The 19,537-nt window shown below is 69.4% G+C and carries 16 protein-coding genes and 1 tRNA gene; 10 read left to right on the forward strand and 7 right to left on the reverse strand.

What is annotated here, in order from left to right:
• The first annotated feature begins 89 nt into the window (after positions 1-89).
• From ACFVWL_RS05350 to ACFVWL_RS05360, 3 genes are read left to right on the forward strand one after another with little or no spacing between them, the layout of a single operon-like run.
• Complete coding sequence (locus ACFVWL_RS05350; protein WP_387179474.1) at positions 90-1,541, forward strand: MFS transporter; 1,452 nt, start codon at positions 90-92, stop codon at positions 1,539-1,541.
• A 2-nt stretch (positions 1,542-1,543) separates the two neighbouring features.
• On the forward strand, positions 1,544-2,854 hold the full coding sequence (locus ACFVWL_RS05355) for an NAD(P)-dependent oxidoreductase (protein ID WP_387179477.1): 1,311 nt from the start codon (positions 1,544-1,546) through the stop codon (positions 2,852-2,854).
• Positions 2,855-2,899: 45 nt separating this feature from the next.
• Entirely contained in the window at positions 2,900-3,931 is a 1,032-nt protein-coding gene (locus tag ACFVWL_RS05360) for an FUSC family protein (RefSeq protein ID WP_387179480.1), read from the forward strand.
• Positions 3,932-3,961: 30 nt separating this feature from the next.
• On the opposite strand, the gene ACFVWL_RS05365 is transcribed toward ACFVWL_RS05360, so the two are convergent.
• A complete protein-coding gene (locus tag ACFVWL_RS05365; protein WP_387179483.1) occupies positions 3,962-4,465 on the reverse strand; it encodes a hypothetical protein in 504 nt (167 codons plus the stop codon).
• A 1-nt stretch (position 4,466) separates the two neighbouring features.
• Positions 4,467-5,072: a dCTP deaminase gene (gene dcd, locus ACFVWL_RS05370; RefSeq protein WP_017829685.1), complete on the reverse strand. Its 606-nt coding sequence runs from the start codon at positions 5,070-5,072 to the stop codon at positions 4,467-4,469.
• Positions 5,073-5,174: 102 nt separating this feature from the next.
• Between dcd and ACFVWL_RS05375 the strand changes: the two genes are divergently transcribed.
• The 4 genes from ACFVWL_RS05375 (at position 5,175) to ACFVWL_RS05390 (ending at position 9,416) form a co-directional block, all read left to right on the forward strand.
• A tRNA-Gly gene (locus tag ACFVWL_RS05375) sits at positions 5,175-5,248 on the forward strand.
• 55 nt (positions 5,249-5,303) lie between these two features.
• Positions 5,304-6,563: a S8 family serine peptidase gene (locus tag ACFVWL_RS05380; RefSeq protein WP_387179486.1), complete on the forward strand. Its 1,260-nt coding sequence runs from the start codon at positions 5,304-5,306 to the stop codon at positions 6,561-6,563.
• Between the two features lie 85 nt (positions 6,564-6,648).
• Positions 6,649-8,475 carry an AMP-dependent synthetase/ligase gene (locus tag ACFVWL_RS05385; RefSeq protein ID WP_387179489.1) on the forward strand — a complete coding sequence of 609 codons (1,827 nt, stop codon included), beginning with the start codon at positions 6,649-6,651 and terminating at the stop codon, positions 8,473-8,475.
• A gap of 17 nt (positions 8,476-8,492) precedes the next feature.
• Complete coding sequence (locus ACFVWL_RS05390; RefSeq protein ID WP_387179491.1) at positions 8,493-9,416, forward strand: DUF1295 domain-containing protein; 924 nt, start codon at positions 8,493-8,495, stop codon at positions 9,414-9,416.
• Positions 9,417-9,425: 9 nt separating this feature from the next.
• Here ACFVWL_RS05390 and ACFVWL_RS05395 read toward each other — a convergent pair whose 3' ends face one another.
• On the reverse strand, positions 9,426-10,004 hold the full coding sequence (locus ACFVWL_RS05395) for a hypothetical protein (RefSeq protein WP_387179493.1): 579 nt from the start codon (positions 10,002-10,004) through the stop codon (positions 9,426-9,428).
• A gap of 176 nt (positions 10,005-10,180) precedes the next feature.
• Here ACFVWL_RS05395 and ACFVWL_RS05400 point away from each other — a divergent pair, with 176 nt between their 5' ends.
• Positions 10,181-11,737: a serine hydrolase domain-containing protein gene (locus ACFVWL_RS05400; RefSeq protein ID WP_387179496.1), complete on the forward strand. Its 1,557-nt coding sequence runs from the start codon at positions 10,181-10,183 to the stop codon at positions 11,735-11,737.
• A gap of 18 nt (positions 11,738-11,755) precedes the next feature.
• On the opposite strand, the gene ACFVWL_RS05405 is transcribed toward ACFVWL_RS05400, so the two are convergent.
• The 3 genes from ACFVWL_RS05405 to ACFVWL_RS05415 form a co-directional block, all read right to left on the reverse strand.
• A complete protein-coding gene (locus ACFVWL_RS05405; RefSeq protein WP_387179497.1) occupies positions 11,756-13,165 on the reverse strand; it encodes a rhamnulokinase family protein in 1,410 nt (469 codons plus the stop codon).
• Positions 13,162-15,198: a bifunctional aldolase/short-chain dehydrogenase gene (locus tag ACFVWL_RS05410; protein ID WP_387179500.1), complete on the reverse strand. Its 2,037-nt coding sequence runs from the start codon at positions 15,196-15,198 to the stop codon at positions 13,162-13,164. Before ACFVWL_RS05410 ends, ACFVWL_RS05405 begins: the two co-directional genes overlap by 4 nt.
• Positions 15,199-15,320: 122 nt before the next feature.
• Entirely contained in the window at positions 15,321-16,082 is a 762-nt protein-coding gene (locus tag ACFVWL_RS05415; RefSeq protein WP_387179503.1) for a DeoR/GlpR family DNA-binding transcription regulator, read from the reverse strand.
• A gap of 117 nt (positions 16,083-16,199) precedes the next feature.
• Between ACFVWL_RS05415 and ACFVWL_RS05420 the strand changes: the two genes are divergently transcribed.
• Both ACFVWL_RS05420 and ACFVWL_RS05425 read left to right on the forward strand, forming a co-directional pair.
• The gene (locus tag ACFVWL_RS05420) at positions 16,200-16,985 is read left to right on the forward strand and encodes an SDR family NAD(P)-dependent oxidoreductase (protein WP_387179506.1); all 786 of its coding nucleotides are present in this window, start codon (positions 16,200-16,202) and stop codon (positions 16,983-16,985) included.
• Between the two features lie 41 nt (positions 16,986-17,026).
• Positions 17,027-18,475 carry a rhamnulokinase family protein gene (locus tag ACFVWL_RS05425; RefSeq protein ID WP_387179509.1) on the forward strand — a complete coding sequence of 483 codons (1,449 nt, stop codon included), beginning with the start codon at positions 17,027-17,029 and terminating at the stop codon, positions 18,473-18,475.
• A 20-nt stretch (positions 18,476-18,495) separates the two neighbouring features.
• Here ACFVWL_RS05425 and ACFVWL_RS05430 read toward each other — a convergent pair whose 3' ends face one another.
• On the reverse strand, positions 18,496-19,428 hold the full coding sequence (locus tag ACFVWL_RS05430; protein WP_387179511.1) for a sugar-binding transcriptional regulator: 933 nt from the start codon (positions 19,426-19,428) through the stop codon (positions 18,496-18,498).
• Between the last annotated feature and the right edge of the window lie 109 nt (positions 19,429-19,537).

Genomic DNA, 19,537 nt, shown 5'->3' on the forward strand with positions numbered 1-19,537 from the left:
TACTCGAGGTATTAGCGTGACGATCGGTCGCCGAGGAAAGGCGCCTCCGGGTGGATCACCGCCCGCTCCGACGTCACGAAGGGCAGCCGATGACCCAGACACCACCCCGCGCACACCCCGCAGGCAGTTGGCGCGAACTGCTCGGCAGCCGCTATGCCCCGATCGCCTCGGTGCTGGCCGGCGGCGTGCTCCTCGAGGCGAGCAATGTCTATCTCACGACCAGCCTGCTCCCCACGATCGTCGGTGACATCGGCGGAGCGGAGTTCTACGCCTGGACGATGATGGTCTTCCTGCTCGCCTCCGTCGTCAGCTCGATGATGGTGAGTCGGATCCTCACGCAGCGGGGAGCAGTGCAGGCCTACCTGCTGGCGCTCGGCCTGTTCGCGCTCGGCTCCGTGCTGTGCGCCGCGAGTCCCTGGATGTGGGCGCTGCTCGCCGGACGCGCCGTGCAGGGTCTCGGCGGCGGACTGCTCGCCGGGCTCGGCTACGCGCTGATCCAACGCGCTCTCCCCGAGCGCCTCTGGGCGCGCGGGGCCGCACTCGTCTCGGCGATGTGGGGCGTCGGCAACATCGTCGGCCCGGTGGTGGGCGGCGTCTTCGCACAGCTGGACGCCTGGAGGGTGACCTTCGTCGGGCTCGCGGTGGTCTCCGCGTTGATCGGCATCGTGGTGGTGCGCGCCCTGCCGCGCACCACTCGAAGCCGATCCAGCGAGTCCGTTCCGTGGGGATCCCTCGTGCTCCTCTCCGCCGGAGTCGCCGCGGTCGGCCTCGCCGGCGTCGTCCCCAGCGGCCTCGCCACCGGAGTCGCCATCGTGGTCGGCGTCGTGCTGGGCGCGTGGTTCCTGCGTCACGAGCGTCGGGGCCGCACGGGGGTCCTCCCGCGGATCACCTTCGCCGCCGGCTCATCCCTCGGCTGGGTGTACCTCACGGTCGCCGTCCTGGCGTTCGCGATCGGCACCGAGGCGTTCATCCCGCTCTTCGGCCAGGAGATCGGCGGACTGATGCCGTTCGTCGCCGGCCTGCTCGGTGCGGCCCTCTCGCTCGGGTGGTCGATCACGCAGGTGTTCACGGCCAACGCCACCGGCATCCGGTCGCGCCGCGTGCTCATCACGATCGGCCCTCTCGTCATCGCCACCGGCCTCACCGCATACGGTCTGCTCCAACACGAAGCCCCGTCCGTCCTCGTGATCGCCCTCTGGTTCGCCACGCTGTTCCTCGCCGGTGCCGGCATCGGCCTGGGGTTCCCGCACCTGACCGTGGCCGCGCTGGGGAGCACGCCGGGCGAGGAGGAAGGCGCCAAGGCGGCCGCGGCCGTCAACACCGTCTTCATCATCGCGAGCGCGTTCAGCTCGGCCATGGCCGGGGTGCTCGTCAATCTCGCGATGCCCGACGTCGTCGAGGCCGCCCGACTGCTGATGCTGGTGTTCGCGGGCGTCACCGTTCTCGGCACCTTCGTCGCCCGCGGTGCGAGCTGGGGCATCGGACGCGCGGACACCACACCGATACCGACACCGACACCGACTGATCGAAAGGCGCCATGAGCATGGACACGAACATCGACACCAACACTCCCGTCACCGTCATCGGCCTCGGAGAGATGGGAACGGCGATCGCCGCAGCGCTCATCGAGCGTGGCCACCGCACCACGGTGTGGAACCGCACCGCGAGCAGGACCGCACCGCTGGTCGCGCTCGGCGCCGAGGCCGCTCCGACGGCGGCGGCTGCAGTGGCCGCAAGCCCCCTCATCGTCGTGTGCCTGCTCGACGGTGCCGCCGTGGATGCCGTGCGGGGAACCATCGATGCGGATATGCGCGACAAGGTCGTGGTGAACGTCACCAGCGGATCGCCCGCCGCGGCCCGGCGCACCGCGGAGTGGGCGTCGGCACACGGCGCGAAGTACGTCGACGGGGGCATCATGGGCGACGTGTCTCGCGTCGGCACGCCCGATGTCCTGTTCTCCTTCAGCGGCGACCGTGACGGCTACGAGGCGCACCGTCCCGTGCTGGAAGGGCTCGGCACCATCGCGTACTTCGGGGAAGACGCCGGATTCGCCGCCGTCGAGTTCCTCGCCCAGGTCGCGGTCGGTTACGAGTTCCTCCTCGGTCTGCTGCACACGTTCGCGCTCGTGAAGGCCGAGGGTGCCGACGTCGCCGCATTCGCCGACCGCGTCGCCGGTTCGATCGGAGGCTACGTGCCGCTGGTGAAGAGCTTCGGCGCCGCCGTGTCGACGCGGGAGTACGGGCCGGACCTGGGTCCGCTGAGCGTGCAGGCGGCGCTGATGGACGACCTGATCAGCCATCGCGAATCCCTCGACATCGACACTGTGCGCATGCGAGAGGTCCAGCGATTGATGGACAGGCGGATCGCCGACGGCCACGGCGACCAGGGCTTCTCCAGCCTGTTCGAACTGCTGGACGACTCGCGACCCCACCGACGAAAGGGGGATGACGTGATCCCGTTCGGCCCTCAGCTCATCGGTCAGACGGAGAAGGCACTGAACGCGCTTCTTCAGACCGTCCTCTCCGGCCGTGACCTCACGGAACGCGAGTGGGTGTCGCTGCGACTCGCCTCACAGCTCGACGACGGCGACGACCTCGACACCTTCGTGGCCGCCCGCCTGCATGATCCGGATGTCGGGCGGCTCCTCGCTTCGCTGCGGGATCGCGGACTCATCGCCGGCTCCGGTCTCGCCGCCGGGGGAACAACCCTGGTCGCGGAGATCGGACACGAGATCGCCGAACTCACCGGCGCGATCTGGAAGGGCCTCGACGAGCAAGAGACCGAAGCCGCGACACGAGTCCTGAACCGGGTCCTGGGCGAAGCCCGGCTGCTCCTGCAACGATCGACCGCCTGACCCCGGCCGCAGCGGAGGATTCCGAGGGCGACGTAGGCTGGATCGGTGGCGGATTCCCGGGGAAGAGTGTGGACCGGCGTTCTGCGCGTCGAACCGCACCGCGGTGACCACAGGGTGGCTCTGCGCGCCGCGGTCAGCGTGGCGGTGCCGCTCCTCGTGCTGTGGATGCTGGGGCGCCTCGACCTGAGCATCTACGCGAGCTTCGGGGCCTTCGCCGCGCTCTACGGGCGCCACGACGTGTTCCGCGACCGCATCCGGATGCAGGCGAGCGCCGGTGGCGTGATCCTCGCCTCGATGCTCGTCGGCACCGTCCTGTCGGTCCTCGCCGCTCCCGCCGCGATCAGCATCCTCGTCGTCGCGGTCATCGCATCCGCCGTCACCTTGCTCGCCTACACGATGCGCTGGCATCCGCCGGGGCCGCTGTTCCCGGTGTTCGCGGTCGGGGCGTGCGCCACGATCCCGGCCACCGCCGCCTCGTTCGGCGACGTGCTCCTGGTCGGCGGTCCGAGTGTGCTGTTCGGGCTGGCCATCACCGCGCTCATCGGCATCTTCACGCGCAGCACGGCGGATGTCGCGCCGAAGGTCCGACAGCCTGTCGGTCCCATCGCCGGGGAGATGGCGGTGTCGGTCGGCGTCGCGATCGTGGGTGCGGGCTTCGCCGGTCTGCTGATCATGGATTCGCACTGGTACTGGGCGGCCGTCGGCGCGGTCGCCGCGGTCAGCGGGCCGCAGCTCAACGCCCGGGTGATCCGCGGCATCCAGCGCCTCGTCGGCACCCTGCTCGGCGTCCTGGTCGCCGCGGGCATCCTCGCGATCGACCTGCCGCCGCTCGCCGTCATCGCCCTCGTGGTCGTGCTGCAGGCTGCCGCCGAGCTGTTCGTGGGCCGCAACTACGGCATCGCGATGGTGTTCATCACCCCGCTCGCCCTGCTCATGGTGCACCTCGCCGCGCCCACCCCGGTCGACATGCTGTTGCAGGACCGCGCGATCGAGACCGTCATCGGGGTGGGCATCGGCACCCTCGTCGCCGTGGCGTCGGCGGCCCTCCGACGCCGGCAGCTGCCGAAGCGGGCCTGAGCCTCAGCAGTCCAGACCCGCAGGCGGCAGCTACGTGATCGGCGCGAACGAGATCGACGCCGCGAGATCGACACCGGCGACGTCTGCACCCGCGAACGGGAAGGTCGTGGTGTTCAGCAGGTACACGCCCACGATGATCGCGGCGACGAAGAGCACGAACAGGAACGCGAAGATCACGATGGTGAGCACGCGATAGCCGCCGGATGTCGGGACTTCGGGTGCGACGGACGGCAGCGCCCAGTCGTCCGCCACCGCGGCGGGCGGTTCCCCCTCGAGGATGGCGGGAGTCGGACGCGGGCGATCGGAACCACGACGCGTCGCGGGCGGAGGCGGCGGGATCACCGCGTCGGACGCGGATACGTCGGAGGGGATGTCCGTGGGTGGCGGGGTCAGCAGCCCCTCCGGGATCGGGATCTCGGGTGGGGGCGGCGGGATGACGACGTCGGCGGGCGGGATCAGCGGCTCGTCCGGGAGAGCGCCCGGCTCGTCCGGGACGACCGGCTCTTCCGGGGGTGTGCCGCTGACATCGCTCATCTCAGCCTCCGACTGCTCCGATGTCGGTACTGCCGACATCCGTTCGATGGAAGTTCTGGAACGACCGGGAAGCGGTCGGTCCACGCTGCCCCTGGTACCGGTTGCCGTAGGGCCCGGAACCGTAGGGGTTCTCGGCGGGCGAGGTGAGCCGGAAGAAGCACAGCTGCCCGATCTTCATCCCCGGCCACAGCTTGATGGGGAGGGTCGCGACGTTCGCGAGCTCGAGCGTGACGTGTCCCGTGAAGCCCGGGTCGATGAAACCCGCGGTCGAGTGCGTGATGAGTCCGAGGCGTCCGAGCGACGACTTGCCCTCGAGGCGTGCCGCGATGTCGTCGGACAGCGTGACCTGCTCGAACGTCGCGCCGAGCGCGAACTCACCGGGGTGAAGGATGAACGGCTCGTCGGGGTCGACCTCGATCAGGCGCGTGAGCTCGGGCTGGTCGACCGACGGATCGATGAAGGGGTACTTGTGGTTGTCGAACAGCCGGAAGTACCGATCCAGGCGCACGTCGATGCTCGACGGCTGGATCATCCCGTCTTCGCGAGGGTCGAGGCCGATGCGGCCGGATGCGAGTTCTGCCTTGATGTCGCGGTCGCTGAGAAGCACGGGTTCAGCCTAGTTGCCCTGGGCTTCGTGCGTCGTGCCTGCTTTGGCCAACCGGCACCTGCCAGGTAGGCTTGCGTTCACCCGGTCCTCGGATGCGAGTACGGGACTGTAGTTCAATGGTAGAACTTCTGCTTCCCAAGCAGATAGCGCGGGTTCGATTCCCGTCAGTCCCTCCACACGGTTTCCCCCCCATCTAGGCTGAGTAGTCAGAATCATCACGGGGGGAAGAGAATGGTTGATCGCGCACGACGATGGATCGCGGCCGGAGCAGCGCTGGCCGCCCTGGCGACCGCGGCGGTGGTTCCGAGCGCGGCAGCCGCGCAGGACTTCTCGTCCGGTGGGCCCAACTGGTACATGGATGCGATGAAGCTCGCCCCCATCCACGACGCCGGCATCACCGGTGAAGGTGTGACCATCGCCGTGTTCGACGGTGGCCTGTACCTGGATTCACCCACGCTGCAGGGAGCGGACATCGAGGTTCCCGACTTCGACGCGTGTCACGACCCGCTGGACTACGCGCCGACCCAGTACGAGGAACTGCAGCACGGCACCTCGGTGACCTCTCTCATCGTCGGCAACGGCACGTCCGAGAGCGGCGAGGGGCCGAAGGGAATCGCGCCGGATGTCGACATCCTCTACTACGGAGCGCTGCAAGGCGGCGACAGCCTGGGTCAGTCCCCGTACACGTGCAAGGCGCCGTTCGAGGACTTCCTCGACGATGCCGTCTCCCGCGGGGCCGACATCGTCACGATGTCGGGCGGCACGAACTTCCTCGTCGAGGAACTGGCCGAGGGCGCATACGAGGGTGTCGCGAGGGCCCTGCGAGCCGGAGTCGTCATCGTCACCGGGCTCCCCAACAACGACGACGTGTGGGCGAACGAGCTGGACGCGGCAAACGGCGTCATCAGCGTCGCCTCCGTGGACGCGATGGCGGCCCCAGCGAAGAAGAAGTACTCGGAGGAGGAGATGGCCGACCCGAACACCGACGTCACAGCGCCCGGGATCGGCGTGGCCGGCGTCGGCTTCAACGACACCTGGGGCATGACCACCTGGCAGGGCAACTCCGCCGCGGCGCCCCTGGTCGCGGGGCTCATCGCTCTCGGGATGCAGAAGTGGCCGGACGCGACAGCCGCGCAGCTGACCCAGTCGCTCATCCACAACACCGGATCGAACCCTCACGAACTCGAACGGTCCGACCGGTTCGGGTACGGGATCGTCAACGCCACCCGGTTCGTTGCCGAGGACCCGACACAGTACCCGGACGAGAACCCTCTCTTCGTGGAGGACCGCTCGCCGTCGTTCGACGCGGTCTACAACCCGCCCTCCCCCACGCCCACCGCCGAGCCGGTCGCTCCCCAAGAGTCGAAGCTCCCGATGGTGCTCGTGAGCCTGGCAATCGTCGCGGTCCTCGCCCTCGCCGCCGTCGCCGGCGTCATCATCCTCATCGTGATCATCGTGAAGCGCCGCCGACGAGCACCCCACCAGGACTGATCTGCCGGATCCACCCCATCCGAATCATCGCCGGCTCCGAACAGGAGGCGATGGGCCCGTTCTCGCGCGCCCGAGAGGAGCCCCGATGATCGAATCGTCGACCCCGCCGCTTGCCGCGCTCGACGGCTACCGCAACGTCACCGACCTGCTCGTGGCGCGCGCCGCCTCGGCCCCGGATCACATCGCCTTCGAGGTCGAGGACGCGCGCGCCGGGGCGTGGAGGCCGGTCACCACGCGCGCCTTCGAAGCCGAGGTGCGCGCGCTGGCGAAGGGCTTCATGGCCCAGGGGATCCAGGTCGGTGACCCGATCGCGATCATGGCACCCACGCGCTACGAATGGGCCGTCGCCGATCTCGCCGCCTGGTTCGCCGGCGCCGTCGTCGTGCCGATCTACGACACGTCGTCGCCATCGCAGGTGGATGCCATCGTCGCCGATGCCGGTGTGCGCCTGGCGATCGGCGGCACCGCGGAGCACGCGGCACTCCTGCAGAACGCGCTGGCGACGTCCGACACCGACACGATCGGGGCCTGGACGATGGATACCGGGACATCCGCTGCCCTCGCCGCACTGGTCGCGAGCGGCAGCGACGTCACCGACGAGGAGCTCGAGGCCCGCAGGACGACCGCCACCCAGGACGACCCCGCGACGATCGTCTACACCTCGGGCACCACGGGCGAGCCGAAGGGAGTCGTGCTCACCCATCGGAACTTTCTCGGCCAGGTGCTGAACATCGCCGCCGCGTACAGCGAGATCGTGAACGAAGACGGCAACACCGTCATCTTCCTCCCCCTCGCCCACGTGCTGGCCCGCGGCCTCCAGCTGATCTGCCTGGCCAGCGGCATGCGCATCGCACACCTGTCCGACCCCTCGACGGTCGTCGCCACCCTCGACACGCTGCGCCCGACGTTCCTGGTCGTCGTGCCGCGGGTGCTGCAGAAGATCCAGGCGGCGGCCGCGAGCAAGGCGGCCGACAAGGGGCTGGCGGGAGTCTGGGCGAAGGCCGAGTCGACGGCGATCAACTGGGGTCGGCGCGCCGAGCGGATCGATGCCGGCAGACGCGTCGCGAGGGACCGCGGACTCCACCTGCGACACCGCCTCTTCGACGCCCTCTTCTACCGTCGCCTGCGCACGGTGATGGGCGGGCGCGTCGGCTACATCCTGTCGGGCGGAGCAGCCCTCGACACCGACCTCTCGCTCTTCTTCCGCGGCATCGGGGTCCCTGTCATCGAGGGCTACGGCCTCACAGAGACCACCGCACCGCTCACCGGCAACCTGCCCGGGCGTATCGCCTCGGGCAGCGTCGGCGCGCCCCTCCCCGGGCTCACGGTCCGCATCAGCGACGAAGGCGAGGTGCTGGCCCGCGGCATCGGCGTGTTCGACGGCTACCGCAACCCGGCCCATGACGACGACGCCTTCGTCGACGGCTTCTTCCGCACCGGCGACCTCGGCCGTCTCGATGCGCAGGGCCGGCTGATCCTCGAAGGCCGGATCAAAGACGTGATCGTGACCTCGAACGGCAAGACGATCGTGCCGACCCGCTGGGAAAGCGCGGTCGAAGCGCATCCGCTCGTGTCGCATGCGGTGATGGTCGGCGAGGGGAAGCCGTACCTCTCGGCACTGCTCGTGCTCGACCCCGAGCAGGCCAGGGCGTGGGCAGACACGGAAGGCACCCGCATCTCCGCGACCACGCAGGCCGACATCCGTGCGGTGGACGACCCGACGCTGCACGCCCACCTGCAGCAGGCCGTCGACGCCGCCAACGCGCTCGTGGCGCGCAGCGAGCAGGTGCGCCGGTTCAGTGTGGTCTTCGCCGACCTCGATGACCGCGGGCTCGTCACACCGACCATGAAGCTCAAGCGGAACGTCGTGCTGGATCGCGCGGCCGTCACCGTCGAAGACCTGTACCTCTGAGAACCGGAAAGCACACCATGTCCTCCCCCACGCCCACCCGCCCCGCGTCGTCGCGCTCCTCCCTCATCGCAATCGGTGCCGCCCTGGTGATCGGCGCGCTCGTCGCGGTCGCCGGCAGCCAGAACAGCGCGACGATCGGCGGCATCCCGCTGTTCGCCCTGGCCGTCGCCGCGGCCTTCGCGATCCAGGTCATCGCGTTCATCCCGGCGATGCTCCTGCAGACCGAGCGGTTCTTCGACCTCACCGGCAGCCTCACCTTCCTCGTGATCTCCGCGGCACTCGTCCTACTGACGCCCATGCCCGACGCGCGCAGCTGGATCCTCGCGGCGATGGTGATGCTGTGGGCGGTGCGCCTCGGATCGTTCCTGGCCCTGCGCGTGCACAAGGCCGGATCCGACGGACGCTTCGATGCGATCAAGGGCTCGCCGCTGCGGTTCCTGCAGGTGTGGGTCATCCAGGGGGCATGGGTGTCGCTGACCGCGGCCGCGGCGTGGATCGCGATCAGCGCGGGTACCGCCGCCCGGGCGCCCATCGGATGGCTGACTGTCGTCGGGATCGTCGTGTGGGTTCTCGGCATGGTGGTCGAGATCGTCGCCGACGCGCAGAAGTCGGCGTTCCGTGCAGACCCGCGCAACCGGGACGAGTTCATCCGCACCGGACTGTGGTCGAGGTCTCGACACCCGAACTACTTCGGCGAGATCGTCATCTGGGTGGGTGTATTCCTCACCGCCGCCCCGGTACTCGTCGGATGGCAGTGGATCGCCCTGCTGTCGCCGCTGTTCGTGATCCTGCTGCTCACGCGGGTCAGCGGGATCCCGCTGCTGGAGACACGTGCCGAGAAGAAGTGGGGCGATCGCACCGACTACATCGCCTACCGCGAGAGCACGCCGGTGTTGATCCCGAAGCTCACGCGGATCGCGGTGCAGGAGACCGCGGCGTAGAAGTTGCTCTCAGCTTTTCGGCGTCAGCCGGATGTGCCCCAGGCCGTCCCTCCCGGAGGGTTCGAGTTCAGGGAACTGCGCGATGTAGTGCCGGGCGACCGCCCGGTTCTGTGCGCGGATGTCGAGCTCGTACCCCCTCAGCCCCACGACCCAATCGGCCACGGCCCGCCGCAATCCCGGGGCGCTGATCGCACTGAAGGCGCGGCCGTGGTTCGCGAGCACGATGCGGTGACGGGCCTTGAAGACCACGTCGAGCACCGCCCCGTTATCCGGAGCGAGCAGTATCAGACGGTTCGAGTCGAGAAGACGCCAGATCGTCTGGAGCGCAACCACCACGACGACGAGCAGCCCCAGCCCCATCACGAAGAGGAGGAGCAGCAGGAGCGGCAGCGGCGAGCCCAGCAGAAGAGCCAGCACGACCACTTCGAGCAGTAACAGACCGAACACGGCGATCATCAGCCATCGCCATAGCGGGGACCTCCACACCGCCAGGACCTGCATCGAGATGCCCAGCCCGAGGAGCGACCACACGTCGCCGAACGCAGCGTCGCGAGCATGGGCTGGTCGGCTGGCGGGGAGTCGGCTCACACCGACACTGTAGGGGACCGTGCGTGACCACCGTTCCCGCACCGACTTCGTCTCTCCGCACACATCCGGGCGCGACACTCGGTGCCCCCGGACATGACTTCGGGCGCCTGGCACGAGAGCCTGGAGACGAACCGGCGTTTCCCGCCATCACAGCACGCCCGAACAGAGGAGTCTCCATGTCCAGCGAAACCCTGGTCGTGCCGCTCGTCGATCAGCTCGACGCGTTCTTCGGGCAGTACACGGCTGCGGGTCAGTCCCCGGGGCTCGTGTACGGACTCGTCGGGCCTGACGGCCTCGAGCACACCCGGGGGTTCGGGTCCGCCGATGACGACGGCAGCATCCCCGATACCGACACCGTGTTCCCGATCGCATCGATGACCAAGAGCTTCGTCGCACTCGGCGCCCTGCTCGCCCGCGACCGCGGACTCCTCGACATGGACGCCCCCATCACCGACTTCTATCCGCAGTGGCACGGCACGGTGGGCGACGAACCGGCCGTCGCCCCGACGCTGCGGCAGTTGCTCAGCATGGGCGGCGGACTCACCGAGGACAACTCGTGGGTCGACCCGTTCCTGGGCCTGTCCGAGGCGGAGCTGGTCGAGCGGATCAGCCCAGGATTCAACTACAGCACCCATCCGGGAAGCGCCTTCGAGTACTCGAACATCGGCTTCACCATGGCCGGCCTCGCGGTCGGCACGGCTGTCGGTCGGCGCGTGGAGGACTGGGTCACCGACGAGATCCTGCGACCCCTCGGCATGAACAGCACCTGGTTCGACAACCGCGCACCGGAAGACGGTTTCCATCGAGCGGTCGGCTACTCGCTGGACACCGCGGGGAACTGGGTGGGGTTCCCTCCCGCCGTGTCCGACGCCATGGCCGCGGCCGGCGGCATGCAGTCGACGATCAACGATCTGAGCATCTGGGTGCGCTTCCTCGCGGCCGCCACGCGACCCGCTTCGACACCCGCGAGCGATGACGACGCCGTCGTCAGCCGGGACTCACGGCGCGAGCTGCAGCGCATCCATCAGGTCGACATCCCCTCGCTCCAGGCACGCCCCGATGGCTCGTGGAAGTTCGTCACGGGCGGCTACGCGCTCGGACTCTTCGTGCGCGAAGACCTGCACCGTGGACGCATCGTCACACACAGCGGCGGCCTTCCGGGATTCATCCTGAACATGGTGTGGCACGCGGGGTCCGGGAAGGGCATCGTCGTCTTCACGAACAGCCATCGGAGCAACCCCGTCGCGCTGTCGGAGGATGCACTGTTCCGCGCGCTCTCCTACGACGACACCCCCGCCCGCACCGTGCAGCCGTGGCCGGAGACGCGTCGACTGATGTCCGCCGCAGACGATCTGATCCGCTCCTGGGATGACGCCCTCGCCGCCGAGATCTTCGCCGACAACATCGACTTCGACCGCCCGCTCCCCCAGCGCCGAACTGCGATCGACGAACTCCTCGCTCAGGTGGGCCCGCTGCACGACGGCGTGGGCGCACCGGAAGTCGTCTCCGCGGCGACTCCTGCCGACATCACCTGGTCGATCCCCGCCGAACGCGGCGAGCTGATCTGCATGATCCACCTCACCCCGGTGCGACCCGCGCAGATCCAGGAGTTCGAGGTGATCGCCGTCGAGCGGAGCATGCCCCGTGCCGCACGACCGACCGACATCTCCGCCCGACGTCGCGCCTACGCGCGCCCGACGGTGAGCTCTCTGCCGAACACGCGCGTGCTCTGAGATCGAGCCGCCCTCGACTCAGCCGCGCGGGTCGAATCGGCGGGCCGGGTGGGTCGCCGCGACGAGCGCGCGCAGCCCCTCCAGGTCGGCAGCAGCTGCACCCAGGGCACGCGCCTGCACGAGCACGTTGCCGAGAGCGGTCGCCTCGACGGGACCGGCCAGCACGGGGAGTCCGGAACGATCGGCGGTGGCCTGGCAGAGGAGCGCGTTGAGCGAGCCGCCCCCGACGAGGTGGATCACGTCGATCTCACGCCTCGCCAGCGCCGACGCCGTGCGGACGGTCTCGGCGAAGGCCGCGGCGATGCTCTCCACGATGCTGCGTGCGAACGCCGGGCGGTTCGTCGGAGCGACCATCCCGGACGCGCTGATCAACGCGGCGATGCGTGCGGGCATGTCGCCGGGGGCACCGAGCGAAGGATCGTTCGCATCGAACAGCGGCACGTCATCCGAGACGGCGGATGCTTCCGCGAGCAGCTCGGGCAGGTCGATGCGCGCACCGTCCGCCGCCTCCCACGCCCGCACGGTCTCGCTCAGCAGCCACAGTCCGGTGACGTTGTGCAGGAAACGGTATCGACCATCGACGCCGAGTTCGTGGGTGAAGTTCGCCTCGCGCGCGGCATCCGTCAGCACGGGTTCGGCCAGCTCCAGTCCGACCAGGCCCCACGTCCCGCACGAGATGTACGCGGCAGAGGGCGACGTCATCGGTACGGCGACCACTGCTGAGGCGGTGTCGTGCGAACCGACCGCGATCACGGGGAGGCCCGTGCCGATCCGCTCCGCCAGCTCGGGGCGCAGCGACCCGATCACCGCGCCGGGGTCGATCAGCGGCGGCAGGATGCGCGGCGGGATGCCGATCCGCGACGCGAGATCCGTGTCCCACTCACCGTCTTCCACTCCGAGCAACCCGGTCGTCGAGGCGTTCGTGCGCTCGGCGACGCGGACCCCGGTGAGCAGGAACGCGATCAGGTCGGGAATGAGGATCGCGCTGTCGGCATCCGCTATGCGCCCGTCGATCCGGTACTGGTACAGGGTGTTGAACGGCAGGAACTGCAGCCCGTTTCGGGCGTAGAGCTCCGAGAACGGAACGAGGTCGTGCACCTCGGCGACGCCCCGCGCCGTGCGGGAGTCGCGGTAGTGGAACGGCTCGGCGAGCAGAACGCCGTCCGCGAGCAGGCCGTAGTCGACGGCCCAGGAGTCGATCCCGATGCTCTCGATCGCCGGCTCTCGCCGCACCGCCTCCGCCAGCCCGTCGACGACATGCTCGTACAGCGCGGAGAAATCCCAGTGCAGTCCGTCCTCCCGCTCGACGGGGCCGTTCGGAAAGCGCGACACGAGTTCGAGCTCGAGCCGCCCCTCCCCGATCCGCCCGATCATCACGCGGCCGCTGGTCGCCCCGAGATCGACGGCCGCGACCGCGCGCACGCTCATCGCAGGAACGCCGCGGCGACGCCGGAGTCGACCGGGATGTGCAGGCCCGTGGTACGGCTGAGCTCGGGACCGGTCAGCACGTAGACGGCGTCCGCGACGTTCTCGGGCACGACCTCGCGCTTGAGGATCGTGCGGTTCGCGTAGTACTGACCGAGGTCTTCTTCGGCCACACCGTAGGTCGCCGCACGGTTCGCGCCCCAGCCCGAGGCGAAGATGCCGGAGCCGCGGACCACACCGTCGGGGTTGATGCCGTTCACACGGATACCGTACTCGCCGAGCTCGACCGCGAGCAGTCGCACCTGGTGGGCCTGGTCGGCCTTGGTGGCGGAGTAGGCGATGTTGTTGGGGCCGGCGAAGACCGAGTTCTTCGACGAGATGTAGATGATGTCGCCGCCGAGCTTCTGATCGATGAGCACGCGGGCGGCGGCCTTCGACACGAGGAACGAGCCCTTGGCCATCACATCGTGCTGCAGGTCCCAGTCCTTCTCGGTGGTCTCCAGCAGCGGCTTCGAGAGCGAGAGGCCGGCGTTGTTGACCACGAGGTCGACACCGCCGAACGCGAGCACCGCTTCGTTCAGCGCGGCCTGGACGGCCTCGGCATCGGCGACGTTGGCGGCGATCCCGATCGCGACATCGGTGTTGCCCAGCTCGGCGGCCGCGGCCTGGGCCTTCTGGAGGTCGAGGTCGGCGACCACGACGCAGGCGCCCTCGGCGGCGAGACGGGTGGCGATGGCCTTGCCGATACCGGATGCGGCGCCGGTGACGAAGGCGATGCGACCCTGGTGCGACTTCGGCTTGGGCATCCGCTGCAGCTTGGCCTCCTCCAGCGCCCAGTACTCGATGTCGAACTTCTCGGCATCCGAGATCGGCGAATAGGTCGACAGGGCCTCGGCGCCGCGCATCACGTTGATCGCGTTCACGTAGAACTCGCCGGCCACGCGGGCGGTCTGCTTGTTCGCGCCGTAGGAGAACATGCCGATCCCGGGGACCAACACGATGAGCGGGTCGGCGCCGCGGATCGCGGGAGACTCAGCCGTCGCGTGCGCGTCGTAGTAGGCCTGGTAGTCGGCGCGGTACTGCGCGTGGAGCTCGTGCAGGCGCGCCACCTGCTCCTCGGACGATGCCGTGGCCGGCAGGTCGAGGATCAGCGGCTTGACCTTGGTGCGCAGGAAGTGGTCGGGGCAGCTGGTACCGAGGGCAGCGAGTGCGGGCGCCTTCTCCGAGGCCAGGAAGTCGAGGACCACGTCGGCGTCGGTGAAATGTCCGACCATCGGCTTGTCGGTCGAGGCGATGCCCCGGATGGTGCCGGCGAGGGCCGCCGCGCGCTCACGGCGCTCTGCCGCGGGGAGCGCCTCGAAGCCGGAACGGATGCCTCCGAACGGATCGGCCGTGCCGTGCTCGGCGATGTACGCGGCCGCGGTGTCGATGATCCAGAGGGAGTGGGCCTCCACCTCCTCCGAGGTGTCGGCCCAGGCGGTGATGCCGTGTCCACCGAGGATGCAGCCGATCGCCTGCGGGTTCTGCTTCTTGATCTCGGCGATGTCGAGTCCGAGCTGGAAGCCGGGACGACGCCAGGGCACCCAGACCACCTTCTCGCCGAAGATGGTCGCGGTCAGCGCCTCCCCATCGGCCGCAGTGGCGATCGCGATGCCCGAATCGGGGTGCAGGTGGTCGACGTGCGCGGCGTCGACGAGGCCGTGCATGGCGGTGTCGATCGAGGGGGCGGCTCCGCCCTTGCCGTGCAGGCAGTAGTCGAACGCGGCGACCATCTCGTCTTCGCGGTCGAGTCCGGGGTAGACGTCGACGAGCGCGCGCATCCTGTCGAGGCGCAGCACGGCGAGGCCGCTCTCGGTCAGGGTGCCGAGGTCGCCACCCGAGCCCTTGACCCACATCAGTTCGACCGGCTGCCCCGTGACGGGATCGGTCTCGGTGCCCTTGGCGGAGGTGTTCCCACCGGCGTAGTTGGTGTTCTTCGGGTCGGCGCCGAGGCGGTTCGACCGGGCGATCAGAGCGGCGGCGTTGGCGTTGGTCATGACTCTCCAAGACAGGGGCGGTGCACACGACCGTGCACACTCGTGCTGTTACTTCATGTGAAAGATAACACGAACCGACGTCACACGGGAAGGGTGAGGCTGGAAGGCTGCGGGAGGAGGGGTCAGAGGATGTCAGCGGTCTCGCGGAAGGCATCCAGCCGCTCGTCGCCGGGATCGAGCTCCGTGATCAGCACCGAGATCTCCTCGCATTCGAGCGCGCGGGCCACGGATCGCCGCCCGAGCTTGCTGGAGTCGACACACACCACCGTGGTGCCGGCGTTCGCGGCCATCGTCTGCTTCAGCTCGGCTTCTTCCACCGACACCTCGGAGGTGCCGTCGGCGCCGTCGAGCGCGTCCGCCGAGGAGAAGAAGATGTCGAAGTAGACCGACCGCATGCTCCGACGCGCGATCGGGCCGACGAGGCTGCCGGTCGTGGGCTCTGCGGTGCCACCGGAGATCACCGCCGTCACCCCGTCGAGCGGATGCAGCACCTGGAACGACTCGAACGAGTTCGTGTAGGCGGCGAGCCCCGCGCGGGGGCCGATCACCGAGGCGAGCATGTTGACGGTCGACGAGGCATCGAGCGCGATGCTGCCGTGGGTGGGAACCAGCCGCAGCGCCTTCTCGGCGATGGCCCGCTTCGCGCTCGCCCTGATCGCCCGACGCGCATCGAACGGGCGCGCGCGGGGGGCCGCCGTCGCCCCACCCCGCACCCGACGCACCCGACCTTCGGCCTCGAGTTCGAGCAGGTCGCGCCGGATCGTCATCGACGACACCGAGAAGAGCTCCGCGGCAGCCTCGATCATCACGCCCTGCGGACCGTTCGCGAGTTCGACGAGTTCGTCTCGACGTCGTTGCGCCTCGAGATTGCCGGAAAGAGCCATGGGAGGAATCTATCCGGTGCGCACGGCGAGTCAGATCGCGCGAGGTGCGACACCGATCCATTCCGCTCATATGAGCGGCTGGTGTCGCGAGGTGAGCGCCGCGACTAGGCTCTGCTCATGCTCGGAAACACCACGGAACCTCTTCTCGGCCGCGTCGCCGTCGTCACGGGCGGAGCGCGGGGTCTCGGCTATGCCATGGCCGAAGCCCTCGCCGCCGCCGGGGCCGATGTCGCCCTCCTCGACCGCCTCGACACCGTCGCCGATGCTGCCGACACCCTGCAGGCCGCGACGGGACGGCGGTGCATCGGCGTCAGCGTCGACGTCACCTCGGAAGCATCCGTCGCCGCGGCCTTCGACGCCGTCTCGGAGCACCTGGACGTCGCAGACGTGCTCGTCAACAGCGCGGGCATCACCCTGGGCACCCCCCTTCTCGACACCACGCCTGCGGACTGGCGGCGGGTGCTCGACGTCAACGTCACCGGCACCTTCGTCACGAGCCGCGAGTTCGCGCGTCGGCACGTCGAGTCCGCCAGGGGCAACCCGGCCAGCGTCGTCAACGTGTCGTCGATGTCGGCGTTCGCGGTGAACATCCCGCAGACCCAGGCGGTCTACAACACGTCGAAGGCCGCCGTGTCGATGTTCACCAAGAGCGCGGCGATCGAGTGGTGGCCGCACGGCATCCGCGTCAACGCCATCGCCCCGGGATACTTCGCCAGCGACATGACCCGGGACTTCGTCGCGGAGAACCCCGAGATGGCCGACGAGTGGGTGCGGCGCATCCCCGCAGGACGGATGGGCGAGCCCGAAGAACTCGGTGACCTCCTGGTCTATCTCGCGAGCGAGCGGTCGAGCTATGTCGTGGGGCAGAGCATCCTCATCGACGGCGGTTACACCAGCGTGTGAGAGCCCACCGGACCATGGGCCCGGACCATAGGCTGAGGGGCATGCCCGAACTGCCCCTCGGCTCGGCGACCTTCCGAGCTGCCGCCGTCGACCTCGGCGGGTCCAGCGGTCGTGTCGTGAGCGCGACCGTCGATGGGGAGAGACTGCGGATCGACGGGGTGCACCGGTTCCGCAACCGCGCGTTCACGGATGAACTCGGACTGCGGTGGGACGCCCAGCGGCTGTACCGTGACGCGGTCGCCGGCCTCACCAGACTCCGCCAGGAAGGGCACGCCTTCACCAGCGTCGGAGTGGACGCCTGGTCGGGCGACTACGGACTGCTCGCCTACGACGGCCTCCTGGACGCCCCCTTCCACCAACGCGACGCGCGCACCGATCGCAGCTTCCCCCTCGTCGAGGCGATCCTGCCCGCCGCCGACGCGTTCCGGGAGACCGGGGTCACCGCGCTCCCGATCATGACGATCTACCAGCTGATGGCCGACCGCGAGGCCGGACGCCTGGAGACGGTGCAGCGGATGCTGCTGATGCCCGACCTCCTCGCGCACTGGCTCGGTGCCGAAGAGGTCGCCGAGGCGACGAACGTCTCCAGCACCGGCCTCGCCCTCCCCCGCGGCAACGACTGGGACGCCCGGCGGATCGAGGCGCTGGGCCTGCCGTCACGGATCTTCCCCGAGACCGTCGAGCCCGGCACGGTGACCGGCCACGTGACGGAGGGGATCCTGGCCCCGGGCGACACCACCGACATCACCACCGTCGCCTCGCACGACACCGCGAGCGCCGTGATCGCCGTGCCGGCCCACGACGAGAACTTCGCCTTCGTCTCATGCGGCACGTGGATCCTCACCGGGGTCGAGGTCGATCACCTCATCACGAGCGACCGAGCCCGCGAGGCGGGGTTCACCAACGAGCTCGGTCTCGACGGCACCGTGCGGTTCCTGCGGATCGCCGCGGGCCTCTGGATCGTCAACGAATGCGTGCGGGAATGGGGACTCGACGGCTGGGGAGCCCGCAGCACCGCCGCCCGCCGAGAACTGCTCGCCCGCGCGGACGCCGCCCCGAGCACCGGCGTGCTGGTCGACACCGGCGACCCTCGTCTGCTGCGTCCTGGACAGATGACGGCACGCATCGCCGAACTCGTCGCCGAGGCGGGCGGGCGCATGCCGACCGATCGCGCCGCCGTCGTGCGGCTGGTGCTGGAGAGCCTCGGGGCGTTCGTGGCCCGACAGGTCGAGGAGGCCGCAGCGCTCTCCGGAGTCGACGTGCAGGTGATCCATCTCGTCGGCGGCGGCTCCGAGTCGTCGATCCTCGCCCAGGCCGTCGCCGACCGCTCAGGTCGCCCCGTGGTGGCGGGGCCGTCCGAGGCGACGTCGATGGGCAACATCCTGGTGCAGGCCCGCGCGCACGGTGAGGTGCGCGGAGGCCTCGGCGACCTGCGCCGCATCGTGCGCGCTTCGACGGACCTCCGACGCCACGAACCCGCCCTGCGCTGACGGGACGAGCCGCGCCCGGCTCAGACCGAGGTCTCGAGCAGGCGCCGCGCGAGAGCCGCGTCGGTCACCAGGGAATCGATGATCCCGGAGCGCAGAGCCGCGGCGACGGCGCCCGTCTTCGAGGGGCCACCCGCCACCGCGATCACTTCGGGGATGCGCCGCAGCTGCTCGGTGGACACCGCGAGCGACCGCTCGGCCACCGACCCCACGACCGCGCCGTTCTCGTCGATGAGCGTCGCGCAGATCTCGGCCTTCACTCCCGCCGCCAGCAGCTCGTCGAGCGCACCCGCACGCCCGGCATTGTCGTAGAGCTGCGAGTCGGGCGGACTCCAGGAGCCGATCGCGACGACGGCCTTGGTGACCGAGTCGAACCGACGGAAGGTCTCCATGATGCCGGGTTCTCGGCGCAGAGCCGAGGCGGTCGCCGCGGTCTCCACGAGGAGCGGGGCGAAGATGGCGCGGGATCGGCCGCCCGAGATGCGACTGACCTGACGGATCACCTCGACGCCGTTCTCGGGGGTCGGGGCGGCGACCCCGGCAAGCTGCACGACCTCGCACGTCGCCAGGGTGCGCAGGTGGCCGGCCATCGCGGTCAGCGTGCGCCCCGCCGTGAGACCGAGCACATCACCCTCGGTGACGATCTCGCTGAGGAGATCGGCGGCCGCACGTCCCAGACGATCCTGGATCAGGTCGGGCGTCGTTCCCGGGGTGATCACCGCGAGAGCGCGGGTCAGACCGAAACGCGCGCGCAGCTGCATCGACAGGTCGAGATCCAGGGAGTCCGGAGCCTCGATCGTGATCTTCACGAGCCCCTGCTCGAGCGCATCCTCCAGCATCCGGGCGATCTTGAAGCGGGAGAGACCGAGCTCTTCGGCGATCTCGATCTTCGTCCGCCCGTCCAGGTAGTGCCGGCGTGCGACGTGCGAGATCCGCACCAGCTCATCGGGTCCCATGTCGCCTCTTCCCCTCGCGTCGGTCAGGTCCGATCAGCATATCCCGGTTCCGGCGTTCGCGCTCATCTGAGCGGTCAGTTGTCTCATCCGTCGAGCATGGCTAATGTCG

The sequence above is a fragment of the Microbacterium sp. NPDC058269 genome, from assembly GCF_042881445.1.
In the GTDB taxonomy this organism is placed as follows: domain Bacteria; phylum Actinomycetota; class Actinomycetes; order Actinomycetales; family Microbacteriaceae; genus Microbacterium.